This window comes from Paenibacillus lacisediminis (genome assembly GCF_046567315.2).
This window is the reverse complement of the sequence record NZ_JBKIAX020000001.1, coordinates 501,536-515,819: the sequence shown is the minus strand read 5'-3', so window position 1 is coordinate 515,819 and position 14,284 is coordinate 501,536. Positions and strand designations below refer to the sequence as shown.

The following is a 14,284-nucleotide window of genomic DNA, read 5'->3' as shown; positions in this document are numbered from 1 at the left end:
TCCGCTATTTTGCGAGCGAGGGGCAAAGTTACAAAAATAACGCCATAAATTACCGCTATCCCCGGCAAAAAGCGGCTCCCCCCTCCTTACATTCCAAGCACCAAATGATGCTCCCCACACGATCGAGAACACACATAACCTAAACTAAACTTAACTAATTATTAATAACCATAAATTTAAGCCGTTTTTAACTAAAACATTCATTGACTCCGCTTTCTTTCGGTGTTAACATGACGGTATAGAGATAAAATATCTCTCAATCCCTATTATTAGTTTAGTTAATTTTATTATTATTATCCCTTAGTTTATTTAAAGCTTGAGAGGAGATGCAGGTTATGAAAAAACTAAAGTTGGGCTACGCCCCTACCCGGCGCTTCACTTTCAGCGCTGAAGATGCCTTTAAGTATAAGGTGGAAATCCGCAAACAGATCGAAAGCTTCGGCATGGATATCGATATCGTCGATCTTGAGGGCCTTAATGAGGAAGGGCTGCTCTACGATGATCATATTAACGCGGAACAGATCGCCAAACGCTTCAAGGATGAGGAGGTTGACGCTGTCTTTTTCCCGCACTGTAACTTCGGCACCGAAGATACCGTTGCCCGCGTCGGCAAGGCATTGGGCAAGCCCGTCCTGCTATGGGGCCCTCGCGACGAAGCGCCGCTGGCTGACGGCATGCGCCTGCGCGACACCCAATGCGGGATTTTCGCCACGGGGAAAGTGCTTCGCCGCTTCAACGTCCCGTTTACGTATGTCACCAACAGTTGGGTGACCGAGCCCGTGTTCGAACGCGGCTTCACCAACTTTATCGCCGCCGCCAATGTGGTGCGCCAGTTCCAGAGCCTGCGCATTCTGCAGATTGGCCCCCGCCCCTCCTCTTTCTGGACGATGATCTGCAATGAGGGAGAATTGCTCGAAAGATTCGGCATTGAAATTCATCCGATCACCCTGGTCGATATTCAGCTTCGCAGCAAAAAAATCGCCGCCGGAAATAGCGCGGAACTGCTGGAAACGATCGATTACATTAAAGCAACCCTGGACTACAGCGAAGTGACCGAAGACGATGTCCGGCGGATTGCCGCCCTTAAAGTCGCCATGAAATCGTTCGCCCGGGAAACCGGCAGCAGCGCGATCGCCATCCAATGCTGGTCCTCGCTGCAGGATGCCATGGGGATTATGCCTTGCCTGGCCAACGCCATTTTGACCGACGAGCAGATTCCAGTCACTTGCGAAACGGATATTCACGGAGCGATCACTTCGGTTATGGTGCAGGCGGCGGCGATGAACACGGCCCCTACCTTCTTTGCGGATATTACCGTACGCCATCCCGAGAACGAAAACGGCGAGCTGCTGTTCCACTGCGGCAACTTCCCGGTATCGCTCTCTGTGGAGGACAAACCGAAGCTTAGAAAGCACTTTTTATTCGACGATCATTCGCCCGGAACACATGAAGGCGAAATTCGCGGCGGCGGGATGACGATCGCGCGCTTCGACGGAGACCACGGGGATTACTCCATTTTCCTCGGCAAGGCTCGCGGTATTTCCGGTCCATACACCCGCGGCTCCTATGTATGGGTTGAAGTCAACGACTGGCCGCTGTGGGAAGAAAAGCTGGTCAAAGGACCGTATGTGCATCATTCCGTCGGCATCCACGCCAACGTTATCCCGGCCATTTATGAGGCCTGCAATTATATTCCCGGCCTGACCGCCGATCCCGTAGACCCTACGGAACAAGAAATTCAGCGTTGGCTCCGCGGGTCCGACCTGGCGCAAAAGAAGTCTGCCGGCATTCCCAATTGAGATGATGTACGACAGCGCCGGACAATCCATTTCAAGGAGGACATAAGGAAACCATGAACATTCAAGAACTGAAAATCAAAGCCGCGCAAATCCGGATGGACCTTCTGACCATCATTCACCGGGCCAAAACCGGCCATACCGGCGGATCGCTCAGCAACACCGACATTTTGACCGCCCTTTATTATGAAATTATGAAAATCGATCCGGCGAATCCGAAATGGGAAGAACGCGACCGCTTTATCGCCAGCAAAGGCCATTCCGTGGAATCGCTCTGGTGCATTTTGGCTGATCTCGGCTTTTTCCCGAAAGAAGAGCTTCTAACCTACAGCCAATTCGGCACCCGCCTGATCGGCCACCCCAACAATAAGGTGCCTGGCATCGAAATGAATACCGGCGCCTTGGGTCATGGCTTGCCGATTTCGGTCGGCATGGCGCTCGCCGCCAAACGGGACGGACGCTCCTATCGCGTATTCTGCCTGATGGGCGACGGCGAACAGGCCGAAGGATCGAACTGGGAAGCGGCCATGGCCGGGGCCCATTACAAGCTGGATAATCTCGTCGGGATCATCGACCGCAACCGGCTGCAGATCAGCGGCTCCACCGAGGACGTCATGGGGCTTGAACCTTTGGAAGAAAAATGGGCCGCCTTTGGCTGGCACGTCGTTTCCATCGATGGCAACGATATGGATGAACTCGTCCGCACGCTGCGTTCCGCTCCCGAAGTCACGGGCAAGCCAACCCTCGTCATGGCCAATACGGTCAAGGGAAAAGGCGTTTCCTTTGCGGAAAACGTACCGGCATGGCATCACCATGTGCCAAACGACGAGCAGCTTCGCTTGGCTCATGCCGAACTGCAGGCGCACATCGAAGAATTAACGCAGAAAGGAACGGTGCATGAATGATGAACACAATTCCGAATCGTCAGGTGATTTGCGAGACGCTGCTGGAACTGGCCAAAGAGGACCACGATATTATGGTGCTCGCGAGCGATTCCCGCGGCTCGGCGGCCATGGCCCCTTTTGCAAATACTTTCCCTGAGCAGTTCGTCGAGGTCGGCATTGCCGAGCAAAATATCGTTGGCATGGCGGCCGGTCTGGCCCACAGCGGCAAAAAGCCGTTCGTCACTTCGCCGGCCTGCTTCCTCAGCATGCGCAGCATTGAACAAGTCAAGGTAGACGTCGCTTACTCCCGCACCAACGTCAAACTGATCGGGATCAGCGGCGGCATCAGCTACGGCGCGCTAGGCATGTCCCACCATTCCGTGCAGGACATCGCCGTCGCCCGGGCCATTCCCGGGCTGGCCATCGTGCTTCCCGCCGACCGCCACGAAACGAAGAAATTGACCGAAGCGTTGGTGAAATACGACGGCGGCGTTTATGTCCGCATCGGCCGCAACGCGGTCGAGGACGTTTACGAAACGGACGACTACCCGTTCGAGATCGGAAAGGCCGTGACCATGAAAGACGGCAAGGACATCACGATCATCGCCGCCGGAGAAACGGTGCGCGTCGCCTTGGACGCCGCCGAAGCATTGGCCGCGGAAGGTGTCTCCTGCCGCGTGCTCAATATGCACACCATCAAACCGCTGGATGAAGCAGCGATTATTGCGGCGGCGAAAGAAACGGGAGCGATCATCACGGTTGAAGAGCACAGCGTCTATGGTGGGCTTGGCGCAGCCGTCGCCGAAGTCGTCGTGCAGAACCGCCCCGTTCCGATGAAGGTGCTCGGCATTCCCGACGAACCGGCGATTGCCGGCAAGACGGCCGAAGTGTTCCGGCACTATGGCATCACCGGGGACAACATTAAACAAGTTGCGCTTGAATTGATTAGTAAAAGATAAGGTGAGGCCGATGGAAGCGAAGCAAAAATATATTTTGGCGGTGGACCAAAGCACCTCGGGTACAAAAGCTTTATTGGTCGACCGGCAGGGGGAAGTGACCGCCCGCTCCTCTTTGGAGCACAGACAAATCTATCCCCGTCCCGGTTGGGTGGAACACGATCCGCTGGAAATTTACGAGAACGTAAAAGCCTGCATTCGCGAAGTTCTGCGGCAAACTAATGTTACCGCCGCGGAACTCGCGGTCCTGACCGTTACAAACCAGCGCGAAACCGCTGTGATGTGGGATAGCGTTACCGGGCGTCCGGTCTACAACGCGATCGTCTGGCAGTGCCAACGAACGGCCGAGACTTGCGAGCGGTTGAAGGACGAAGGCCATGAAGAGCGGGTTCGCTCCAAAACCGGACTCCTGCTGGACCCTTATTTCTCTGCGGCCAAATTTAAATGGATACTTGACCATGTGGAGGAAGTCCCCCTCCTATTGCAGGAAGGCAGGCTGCTTGCGGGTACCATGGACAGTTGGCTGGTATGGAAGCTGACCGGCGGCAAAGTGCACGCTACCGATTACACCAACGCCAGCCGCACGTCCCTGTTCAACATTCACACTTTGCAATGGGATGAGGAAATGACCGCTTTGTTCGGGGTGCCTGCTTCTCTGCTCCCCGAGGTTAAAGCCTCGGATGCCGTCGTAGGTTATGCCGGCGACGATAGCCTCTTTGCCCATCCCGTACCCATCGCCGGCATAATCGGCGACTCGCAAGGCGCGTTGTTTGGCCATTTGTGCTTCGAGCCCGGAACGGCGAAAGCCACGTACGGCACGGGAACCTCGGTTCTGATGAACGTTGGGGAAAAACCCGTTGACGGCGGCGAGGGGCTCGTAACGGCCATAGCCTGGGGAGCCGGAGGAAAGGTTACGTATGCCCTGGAAGCGGTCATCCGTTCGTCCGGAGACAGCATCAAGTGGGCCCGGGACAATCTGGGATTATTTTCGACCTTTGAGGAAATGCAGCAGTTGATCAATGGGCTTTCGTCCAATGAAGGCGTTTACCTAATCCCCGCATTTGTCGGGTTGGGCGTCCCCTACTGGGACCCTTCCGCACGGGCGGCCATTGTCGGCATGAACCGGGGAACGGGCAAGGCCCATATCCTTCGCGCCGCGCTGGAAAGCATCGCTTATCAGGTGCGCGACGCCGTGGAGTTTATGGAGGAGAGATCCGCCATGCCGCTGCGCGGCTTGCGCACGGACGGCGGCGCATCATCCAACCCTTGGCTGATGCAATTTCAAGCCGATATTCTCGGCCATGCGGTGACACGTTCCACATGTCCCGAATTATCGGCCATGGGTTCCGTATATCTCGGCGGCATGGCGATCGGTTTGTGGCCCGATTTGCAGCAGATCGCCGCGGATAAGGAGTTTTACGAGACCTTTCAGCCCGCCATGAACGAGCAACTCCGGGAAAGCAATTATTCCGGCTGGAAAAATGCCGTTAGTTCCGTGATAAGTCCAAAAAGCTTGCCATAAAATAGGGCTCAAGACCAAAAACGGCGCAGGACTAAACCATCAGGCGCACATCCTAACCCATTCAGCTTCCAACGTGATGGTTAAGGACAAATTATGTCGTTATTCCGGCGATATCCGTAGCACATAAGATTTTCCACTATTTTAAAGCTCGTGAATCTCCATAAGCGGATATTTACGAGCTTTGTCTTCTTATACATAAATCATGTTTAAATTCCAAACACATCGGACAACAACGCCAAAACGAGCAGTAGCGTCATCGCTCCTCCATCTTACTTCAAATACTCCTTAAGTGTTTCAATAAACGTACTCAGAGCTTTGGTCAGGTATATCGACCTGGTGACGATGGTAAACTCCCGCTTAAACGGAAGACCCTCTACTTTGATCGTGCCGATGTATCCGTTCGTTAGCTCTTTAACAATTGCCCACCCTGACAGCAGACTGATCCCCAATCCAGCCTCAACCGACTCCTTGATCACCTGTGTACTTCCGAATTCCATGATCGTTTTCGGAGTAAATTGATGTTTTTCAAAGAAATTGTCTGCCGCCTGTCTTGTACCGGAGCCTTGTTCCCGAAGAATCCAGGTTTCATCCGCTAAGTCTGAAAGGTGCAATTCGCCGTTTTTTTTTAATAAAGGATGCGACGGCGAAGCAACGATGACCATATGATCCTCCGAAACGAATTCTGAATGTAATTGAGGATCGTTGAAAAAGCCCTCGACAATCCCAATATCCAATTGGTATGAATTCACCAAGTCAATGATTTCTTTCGTGTTGTGAATGATGATGGATGGCTTGATAAGCGGGTACTCTTTTTTCAGCTTGGCGATAACATGCGGCAAAATATATTCACCAAATGTATAGCTCGCGCCAATGGCAATCGGGCCGCTGGCATTGCCCGCCAAATCATCCACTAAATATTGCATTCTTGTATAGAGTGCTAGGATCTCTTTGGCATGGTGATAGACAATCTCCCCGGCTTTATTCATCCGCACGTGTTTATTGTTCCGCTCCAATAATCTGGTCCCTACCAACCGCTCCAATGTTCTAATGTGTTGGCTGACGGCCGGCTGTGTCATATGCAGTTCCTCTGCGGCTTTCGTAAAATTTTCTTTTTCCACAACCTTCATAAATACCTCTAAATATTGATCCACATTGGACACTTCCACTCATTTTGATTTTCTTGATTTATACAGATTCACTTATCATCCATATTATATATCATTATTTTCCTTATAGATAACACAGAGGTACACTGGATTTGCCGAAATTAATTTGGGGTGATGATATGGAAATCCATTGTGCTAAGCCAAAAAAGAAAGCTTCCGTGGGGTTGTTGTTTTCAGGTATTGCCTTCACCGTTGTTATTGCGGCAATGGGGTTTGCTTTATCACAGGTTCCCGGGTTCGATCATGTCGGCCCGCTGGCCTGTGCGATTGTGATCGCAGTGATTTACCGGCAATTTTTCGGTTATCCGGAGGCATTACGGTCAGGGATTCAATTTTCAGCCAAGCGTTTTTTACGTTTTGCGATTATCTTATATGGTCTGAAGTTAAACATAAATACGGTTCTTCACCAGGGGCTTGACCTGCTTATCCGTGATATGGCAGTAATCGGATTTGCGATTTTGGCAACCGTTTGGCTGGGAAAAGTTTTGAAAGCAGAGCCCTCATTATCATTGCTCCTTGGGGTAGGAACTGGTGTCTGCGGTGCTGCTGCTATTGCCTCCGTAGCGCCAATATTGAAAGCCGATGACGAGGACACAGCCATTGGAGTGGGCATTATAGCACTAGTAGGGACCGTTTTTTCAGTTGTTTATACCCTTCTTCGGCCTTTATTGCCCATTTCGGATATCCATTATGGAATTTGGAGCGGAATCAGCCTTCATGAAATTGCCCACGTTGCATTGGCGGGGGCCCCGGCAGGACAGGATGCACTGGCGATTGCCCTGCTGGCCAAATTAGGCAGAGTACTGCTGTTAGTTCCTTTATGCTTTATATTGATATTTTGGATGAAACGGAAAAATTCCGGAAACACCGGCGGTACGAAACTTGAATTTCCGTGGTTCCTTATCGGTTTTATTCTAATGAGTCTATTTGGCAGCTACTGTTTAGGCCATTCGATTCCTATTTCCCAGGGTGTTATGAACGGAGTTTCCAATCTGACGACCTTTATTCTCACATCCGCCATGGTTGGGCTTGGATTGAATGTAAATCTGCGCGACCTCCGAGCAAAAGCTTTTAGACCGCTCATTGCGATGTTAATTACTTCTATTGTGTTATCGGTTGTTGCGTTTTTTATTGCTTAGAACTTCTTCTATACTAATATGTAAAAAAGCTTCTGAACCGTCACAAGGACAATTCAGGAGCTTATTCATTAATAAAGTCCGAAGATGCATTTAAGCCAATGCAATCGTTGACAAGGAGCAAGTACAGTTTTTTTCTGTGCAGGAGAGGGTCTCCCCTGTTCACTGCATCCTCTTTCATACCATGCCGCTCCCCATATGCCGGAGGATTCTTCACTACCGCCGCAAGTTTTCGTAGCCTTCGTTCATATTCACGGGACTCGGCTTCCTATTTCCCTCCTCACGAGGCCTTTTTGACGACGCGACAGGATTCACTTCATGTTACGGCCTGGTCTGTTGCTCCCACTGTCTCGGTACTATCGTCGATGCGCTTCTACGTACAGATTTAGCCATACGTAGGCATCCTAGCTACACGGGGACTCGGCCCCTCCCAGACCGGACTTTCATCGGTTAGAAGATGCGTGCCTCTGGGTACGCTGAATACCTGCTCTGCCGGAAAATGCAGATCAGAAACCTGTCATTGGTGAAGTGATTCGATCGAGAGGACTCGAGGCTCCACGAGGGGGAGAGCCCACTGACCTGAACGTGCGCGTCTGCCAGTTCCGCCACGACCGCGCATTTCGCTGATACAGCATTCTACAGCAATGAATATAAAATTAAATGAATTATAAGAGAGTCAACCCCAAAATTCTAACCCTAATCGTGGAGACAACGACGAATCCCTGAAACGCATAGCTTTTGGGATTTACAGCACATAACCGACTCCCAGTGTTGTAAATCGCTTATCCTCATGGCCTGCTGCCATTCCAATCTCTACGAAATGTTCACTCGATTTCTGCTCATCGTACAAGATCCCAACTTTCCACCAACTCATATCTTTATGGCTCCAAAATCATGGCTTCCGGAGTCCATGAAGGCTAAAATAGAATAAAACGCTCCATAGGGCCATCTTAAGCGCTCCATCTCCTGTTTTGACGGTATGCATCGTCAAATATTCAGCCCAAGCAATCGGCCATGCCCTACACCCTGAATTGATCAGATGATAGATATCATAAAAAAATTGCTTTCTAGAGATGACGCTGCCCTGGTCCTTAGTTTATCGGAACTGCTCCATTACAGCATCCTCCACGCTATCTATGGGGAGAGATCATAATGCCATCCGGCAGGAACCAGCCAGTGATCTCGTCGTCCGCGTTGTTAACGACAGACTCCACAATTACGATATTTGACTCCATCTCCTCTTCTCTCAGCGTATCCCGAACCAAGCAGACAATGATAAAAAACAGCAAACTTTGGACTTGAAAAGCTTGCTGTTTAAGCTTAATGGTATGCAGTGTGATGATCAGTCATTTTTCAAGAATAGGATAAATCTTCTGTCAACTCAGATTTCTTATTATTTTTATTGACAACAATAATGACATTGATAATAAAATAATAACAAAAATCACCAACCTTGTTATTAACCAAAATCCACTCATATCCGTGCTTCTAACCATATCCATATTTAAACCAAAAAGATTCCCCAAATAAGGTATTGACATAGCAATAACCATAGATAACATAAGGAAATATCTGCTCTTGGCTGTTCCATATTTATATGCAGCCGGTATCACTATTGTATTATATAACAGTGATATGCTAAAACAAAAAAAGGTATACATGATTATAGTATCAATGTCTAATGAAAAAAGTGTGGCACCAATTGTAATTCCTATTACCAGCACAATTAATGACGACATAATTGCAAGCAATAATGTTAAAACATATTTACTTGCGGCTTCTTGGAACGGCGTAATAGGCATTGCGGTTACACTTTTCCTCCATTTAACATTTTCATCTAATGACATAGTAGTAGTAACCTGCACGGCGAACATAAAAGCGATTACCAAAGTCAATATGGGCAAAAAGTACTGTGGATTTTGTGTCACAACAAATGATGGAGCTGCCACTGCAATGAGATATACAGGGCTAATACTTTTCACAATAAGCATAAAGTCTTTTTTAATTAACCCTATCATGAATTAAGTCTCCCTTTATATATAATAACATTATGTCATCAATGGTAGGAGTACTAATACAGCCTATATTATCGGAATACTTTGAGTCGCTCTTGATTAACAGTGAATATTCATTTTCTCTACAAGATGTAATAAAAATATCTTTTGGGTTTATCCTTTGATACTCATCCTTTGAGCATTTTAAGAATATATAGTCTTCTTGGAGTTTTTGAAGCGGTTCATAAAAAATAAGCTTACCATTATGAATAAAAGCAATATCATCAGCTATCTTATCTAAATCACTGGTAATATGAGTTGAAAAAAACACTGTAGTTTGTCTTTGCTGTACATAACCTTTTAATAGCAATAGAATCTCATCACGTACCACTGGATCAAGTCCTGATGTTACTTCATCCAATATTAAAAGTGAGGGATTATGGGACATCGCCACTGCCAACATTAATTTATTTTTCATTCCTTTGGACAGTTCTGAAATTTTTTTTGAAGAGTCTACATTGAGTTGTATGAGCAGGGAATTGAATTCGGCATCGTTCCATTGTGTGTATATAGAACGCATAATTTTTCGAATATCTTTTGCATTAAGACAAGAGTGAAAACAACATTCATCAATCAAAAAACCTATTTTTTGTTTGATTTTATTTTCTTCTTTGATGTTATCTTCATCAAAAATCTTTATAGACCCACTATCCCTTTTTATTTGATTTAATATTAAACTTATAAGAGTTGTTTTACCTGCACCATTCTCACCTATTAGCCCAACTATTCTACCATACGGTATTTGCAAATTTATATTATCTAGTTTGAAACTCGAATAGTTTTTCGTTAGATTAGAGATATCAACAATATGGTTCATTTTTATCCATAATACACTTTTATAATAGTGTATTTTCTCCCCTCTATGGACATTTCTTCGGATGCGAGAAATAGCTTACAAAGTAGGTTCATAAATTCACCAAATTTCTCACTCAGTCAAGAATAAAGCGGAAATCTTTCCTTAACAATTGGGTGTATTTTTTGATACCATTCACACGTTTTATTTATTTCATGCATGTTTCGAGCCCCAATAAAACCTCTTAGTAAACAATTGGTGCAAAATAAATTCTGTTCACAGTCTTTACAATTATCACTATCCAACATAGGCAGCTCAGTATTCATTAATTCTTTTAAAAAATCCTTATTGTTATCAAAAACTTTTTTTATGGATTGGGTAGTTATATTACCCATATTTAATTTGAAATAATCTCCACTATCCATATTACATAACTTAACATCACCGTTCACATTGATACTAACCTGCGAACAAATAGCACCACAGTTCTTTCTTGTAACTTCTTTTATCTCTGTTATATCCTGAATAAATCCCGGATGTTTTTCAAGGACCAAATCATGTTGTTTCTTAAATTCCATCAAACCTTCTTCATCTGGAAAAATTAAACTAGTATCGCCCATTGTCGCCCGGCCTAAGGGAGTAACAACGGCAGGTGCGTACGATACAGCACCATGGTAGTATGCCCATTCACCTATATCTGCAAGTTCATGTACATTCCCTGGTGTAATTATAGCGCAAACGCGAACGCGCACCCCATTATTTATTAAATAGTCTATATTATTCTTTACTTTTTGTAGTTTATTTTTTGAATTTGTAAACCAATCATAGTATTCTTCATTTAAGCTATGCAAATCAATTTGAATGTATAATCTATGTTTGTTTTTTATAATTGTGTCTAGGAGCTTTTTGTCAAAATATATACCATTTGTTAAGAACATTACAGTTGAAATTCCAACTTCATAAGCCTTTTCTATGGCTTCAGAACTATATGGATTCATAGTAGGGTCGCCACCAGTTAATTCTAATATAGATATTCCAATTTCATTTAACGAATCAAGAATAAAATATAAATCTTTCAACGATAGTATCTTTTGATTTTCTACGCCACCATACTTACCATAACAATGTCTACAACGTATATTACACCGATTTGTCAATTCAATGCTGGCTACTGACGGATAGTAATTTGAATAACTAGATATTATTACTTCTTGCATAATTGGCTCTGATTGCTTCATTATTGAATATCCATATTGTTTTGTAAGTTGATCCATAAATGGTTTAACTTTGCTTTCAATGGAATGGAATGACTCTGAATATTTAGCAGCAAGACACTGTATAATCTCATCAAATGTCTTTAACCCATTCAGCATGGAAATTATTTCCACGGCGGTTTTATTTATCATAAATTGTTTCTTATCATGCATATAGTTCTGCTGAAGCAATTCTGGAGAAGATAAATAATACAAGGTTAAAGTTGATGACTTATATTCTTTGATTCCTGCTACTGGCCTTAGATATAAGTATTTTTTCATTAGATTCCCTCCTTTGAAAACGAATTTTCCCTGTTGTATAGACAGGGAAAATTCGTTTTCAAAAAAATGTAATAACCAAATAATATGACGTAATAGTGTGTTTAGCCTACAGTGAAGCACTTGTGATTGCTCCTATCACACCTATTAATGCAATTACGGGACCACACCAAGCACAGGATGCACATGCCACACATGAATAACATCCAAATTCAGTTGGTGTAATTGTAGGGTTTTCCATTTTCACCCCTCCTTTCTTCTCATTTTTCCAACAGGAATAAATGAATTTATTATTACTATAAATCTGGAGATTTATAGTAATTTTTAGATAAATTAAAACGAAGTCTTATGAAGAGATTTAAATATGATCATTTTGTGATATTAATCACAAATAGGTTGACAAGAGTTTAGAGGGAGGGCAATATCCAACGAATGCACGGTCTTCAGGATTCGCTAAAATTATGAGTTTAGACCACAACTCACACACATATAAATCCATAAAATTACATTTTATTGAATAATTTTACTCTATTATCATACAAATAACACCATTAGTCAATAGAATATAACCATAAAATCAAAAAAATTCCAATCGTTGGATTCATATGTAATCACAAAATAGCAATAACAGCAAGCTTCCCTACTTAAAAGCTTAATGTTAAGATTTAATGGTGTGGATTCATCTCCCGAATCGCTATCGCTAGCCGCATTTGTGGTACATCTAACATAGCAAGTTATCGAGGGGGTAAAAAAATGACCAGCTGACCAGTGAAACGACTGAAATTATTGTTTCACTAGGCATAGCGGCCGTTTTAGATCATGTAGGATTGTACAAGCTTTTAAAGTAAGAAGGGAACTTTCTTCTTCTTTTTGTTCTTAGGCTCCGTGACCCAATTCTAAGTACTGTGAATAAAGCGACTGAAACCGGGAATATAAAAGAATCTAGTTTCATTTACAGCATCCGATGAATAGTCGGTCATGGACCATCCTTTCCATTGAAAGATTTAGAAGAAATATAGCGTTCACATGATATTGCAACAACCTGCTGTTGCCTGTCTCTTTAGTGTAGCCTTTAGAAAATACCGCGAATATTTATGCCCATCCTAATTTTAGCCTTCTACTCATGTGAGGATCAATACATTATAATATCATGAGTATGCAAAAAGCTCCTGAATCTCCATAAAAGGAAATTCAAGAGCTCATTCATTGTCAAGTTGATGCGATCGAGAGGAACCGAACCTCCACGGAGGGGTCGGCCCACACGTCTTCTGTCTTATCGAGCAAGAAAACGGAGCCTATCGTATTCGACAAAGACAGAAGTTCTTCTTCTGTATAGCGTGCAACATCAATAAGCAAATATTCAAAATTCAGCAGTTAAAAGAAAGTTTCCGGACAAGAACACTGGCTTGGTCAATGGTTTGTTTTACAATTGATGCGGCAGGTTGGTCGCCTGCTAACCGCAGACCCTGGCCCGCCCAAAGTGACATATACTCGGGGTTGTTCGCTTTTACAGCCGCCTGGCGAATGTCCCGGGTCATCGCGTTTTGAATGGGGTAAGCCGGGATTGTTCCTGGGTACTGATGCATGTCAATCATAAATTTGGTTTGAATGCCTCTTGAAGCTTTTCCGGAGTATGCACGAGTAATTTCAGTGGAGTCCTCATTTGTCGAAAGGATTTTCTGTTTGTACGTTTCGTGGGCGCCGCTCTCGGGGCAGGCAAGAAACGCCGTGCCCATCTGTACGGCAGCGGCTCCTAAGGCAAGGCTTGCTGCAAGTCCCCGTCCATCCATAATTCCCCCCGCTGCGATGACCGGGATCGACACATGGTCAACGATCTGCGGAACAATAGCCATGGTGCCTATCAAAGCGTGAGAAGGATCTTTCATGAAGGTCCCCCTATGCCCTCCTGCTTCGCTCCCCTGAGCCACAATAGCTTCTGCACCAGCCGCTTCCAATTGCTTGGCTTCATCAACAGTTGTTGCCGTTCCAATAATGAATATTCCATGCTGTTTCATGGATTGGATCACGTCTTGAGATGGTATGCCAAAAGTGAAACTAAATACGGGTACACACTCCTCCAAAAGTACCTGTACCTGCTCCTCAAATGATTCTGAAAACTTCATAATCGATGGATTTTGAGCAGTGCCAAGTTCGATACGGTATTTATTCAGATAATTTGTCATCCGGTAAATTACTTCTTCCGACTCTTCTGATTGTTCAGGCACAAACAAATTTACTCCGAAAGGCTGGTCCGTTTGTTGCCTGATCTTTTGGATCTCGCTACGGAGTTGCTCCGGCATTAAGTATCCGCCCCCCAGGTTGCCTAGCCCACCGGCATTTGAAACAGCCGCTACCAATTCGGGTGTCGAAACGCCACCAGCCATTGGCGCTTGAAAGATCGGGTATCGAATTTTAAGAGTACGCGTCAATTCAGTCTCGAACACT

Annotated in this window: 12 protein-coding genes; 5 read left to right on the top strand and 7 right to left on the bottom strand. The window is 45.4% G+C overall.

The genetic code is table 11. The features are described 5' to 3' along the window. Positions 1-335 precede the first annotated feature (335 nt). From ACLD72_RS02190 to glpK, 4 genes are read left to right on the top strand one after another with little or no spacing between them, the layout of a single operon-like run. Positions 336-1,799, top strand: a complete 1,464-nt coding sequence (locus ACLD72_RS02190) for an L-fucose/L-arabinose isomerase family protein (RefSeq protein ID WP_410998264.1) — start codon at positions 336-338, stop codon at positions 1,797-1,799. A 53-nt stretch (positions 1,800-1,852) separates the two neighbouring features. Further along, positions 1,853-2,701: a transketolase gene (locus ACLD72_RS02185; protein WP_410998266.1), complete on the top strand. Its 849-nt coding sequence runs from the start codon at positions 1,853-1,855 to the stop codon at positions 2,699-2,701. Next, positions 2,701-3,639, top strand: a complete 939-nt coding sequence (locus ACLD72_RS02180; RefSeq protein ID WP_410998368.1) for a transketolase family protein — start codon at positions 2,701-2,703, stop codon at positions 3,637-3,639. The genes ACLD72_RS02185 and ACLD72_RS02180 overlap by 1 nt, the downstream gene beginning before the upstream one ends. Positions 3,640-3,649: 10 nt before the next feature. Then, positions 3,650-5,158, top strand: coding sequence for a glycerol kinase GlpK (glpK, locus tag ACLD72_RS02175; RefSeq protein ID WP_410998268.1), 1,509 nt, complete (start codon positions 3,650-3,652; stop codon positions 5,156-5,158). A gap of 269 nt (positions 5,159-5,427) precedes the next feature. Here the strand turns inward: glpK and ACLD72_RS02170 are convergent, their stop codons facing one another. Next, a complete protein-coding gene (locus tag ACLD72_RS02170) occupies positions 5,428-6,309 on the bottom strand; it encodes a LysR family transcriptional regulator (RefSeq protein ID WP_410998270.1) in 882 nt (293 codons plus the stop codon). Between the two features lie 134 nt (positions 6,310-6,443). Here ACLD72_RS02170 and ACLD72_RS02165 point away from each other — a divergent pair, with 134 nt between their 5' ends. Continuing rightward, positions 6,444-7,463, top strand: a complete 1,020-nt coding sequence (locus ACLD72_RS02165; RefSeq protein WP_251590205.1) for a YeiH family protein — start codon at positions 6,444-6,446, stop codon at positions 7,461-7,463. A gap of 742 nt (positions 7,464-8,205) precedes the next feature. Here the strand turns inward: ACLD72_RS02165 and ACLD72_RS02160 are convergent. From ACLD72_RS02160 to ACLD72_RS02135, 6 genes are all read right to left on the bottom strand, one after another. Further along, the gene (locus ACLD72_RS02160) at positions 8,206-8,334 is read right to left on the bottom strand and encodes a hypothetical protein (protein ID WP_410998272.1); all 129 of its coding nucleotides are present in this window, start codon (positions 8,332-8,334) and stop codon (positions 8,206-8,208) included. Positions 8,335-8,590: 256 nt separating this feature from the next. Beyond that, positions 8,591-8,749: a hypothetical protein gene (locus ACLD72_RS02155; protein ID WP_458475506.1), complete on the bottom strand. Its 159-nt coding sequence runs from the start codon at positions 8,747-8,749 to the stop codon at positions 8,591-8,593. 87 nt (positions 8,750-8,836) lie between these two features. Beyond that, on the bottom strand, positions 8,837-9,478 hold the full coding sequence (locus ACLD72_RS02150) for an ABC-2 transporter permease (RefSeq protein ID WP_251589263.1): 642 nt from the start codon (positions 9,476-9,478) through the stop codon (positions 8,837-8,839). Then, entirely contained in the window at positions 9,462-10,331 is an 870-nt protein-coding gene (locus tag ACLD72_RS02145) for an ABC transporter ATP-binding protein (protein WP_410998274.1), read from the bottom strand. The genes ACLD72_RS02150 and ACLD72_RS02145 overlap by 17 nt, the downstream gene beginning before the upstream one ends. Positions 10,332-10,447: 116 nt before the next feature. Beyond that, positions 10,448-11,842: a PqqD family peptide modification chaperone gene (locus ACLD72_RS02140; protein WP_410998276.1), complete on the bottom strand. Its 1,395-nt coding sequence runs from the start codon at positions 11,840-11,842 to the stop codon at positions 10,448-10,450. Positions 11,843-13,206: 1,364 nt separating this feature from the next. Then, the gene (locus ACLD72_RS02135; protein WP_410998278.1) at positions 13,207-14,283 is read right to left on the bottom strand and encodes an NAD(P)H-dependent flavin oxidoreductase; all 1,077 of its coding nucleotides are present in this window, start codon (positions 14,281-14,283) and stop codon (positions 13,207-13,209) included. Between the last annotated feature and the right edge of the window lies 1 nt (position 14,284).

Bases quoted from the DNA above. Each gene is read 5' to 3' on its own strand.
- ACLD72_RS02145 (WP_410998274.1), bottom strand. From the start codon at position 10,331: ATGAACCATATTGTTGATATCTCTAATCTAACGAAAAACTATTCGAGT.
- ACLD72_RS02180 (WP_410998368.1), top strand. From the start codon at position 2,701: ATGAACACAATTCCGAATCGTCAGGTGATTTGCGAGACGCTGCTGGAA.
- glpK (WP_410998268.1), top strand. From the start codon at position 3,650: ATGGAAGCGAAGCAAAAATATATTTTGGCGGTGGACCAAAGCACCTCG.
- ACLD72_RS02165 (WP_251590205.1), top strand. From the start codon at position 6,444: ATGGAAATCCATTGTGCTAAGCCAAAAAAGAAAGCTTCCGTGGGGTTG.
- ACLD72_RS02190 (WP_410998264.1), top strand. From the start codon at position 336: ATGAAAAAACTAAAGTTGGGCTACGCCCCTACCCGGCGCTTCACTTTC.
- ACLD72_RS02160 (WP_410998272.1), bottom strand. From the start codon at position 8,334: ATGAGTTGGTGGAAAGTTGGGATCTTGTACGATGAGCAGAAATCGAGT.
- ACLD72_RS02185 (WP_410998266.1), top strand. From the start codon at position 1,853: ATGAACATTCAAGAACTGAAAATCAAAGCCGCGCAAATCCGGATGGAC.
- ACLD72_RS02150 (WP_251589263.1), bottom strand. From the start codon at position 9,478: ATGATAGGGTTAATTAAAAAAGACTTTATGCTTATTGTGAAAAGTATT.
- ACLD72_RS02140 (WP_410998276.1), bottom strand. From the start codon at position 11,842: ATGAAAAAATACTTATATCTAAGGCCAGTAGCAGGAATCAAAGAATAT.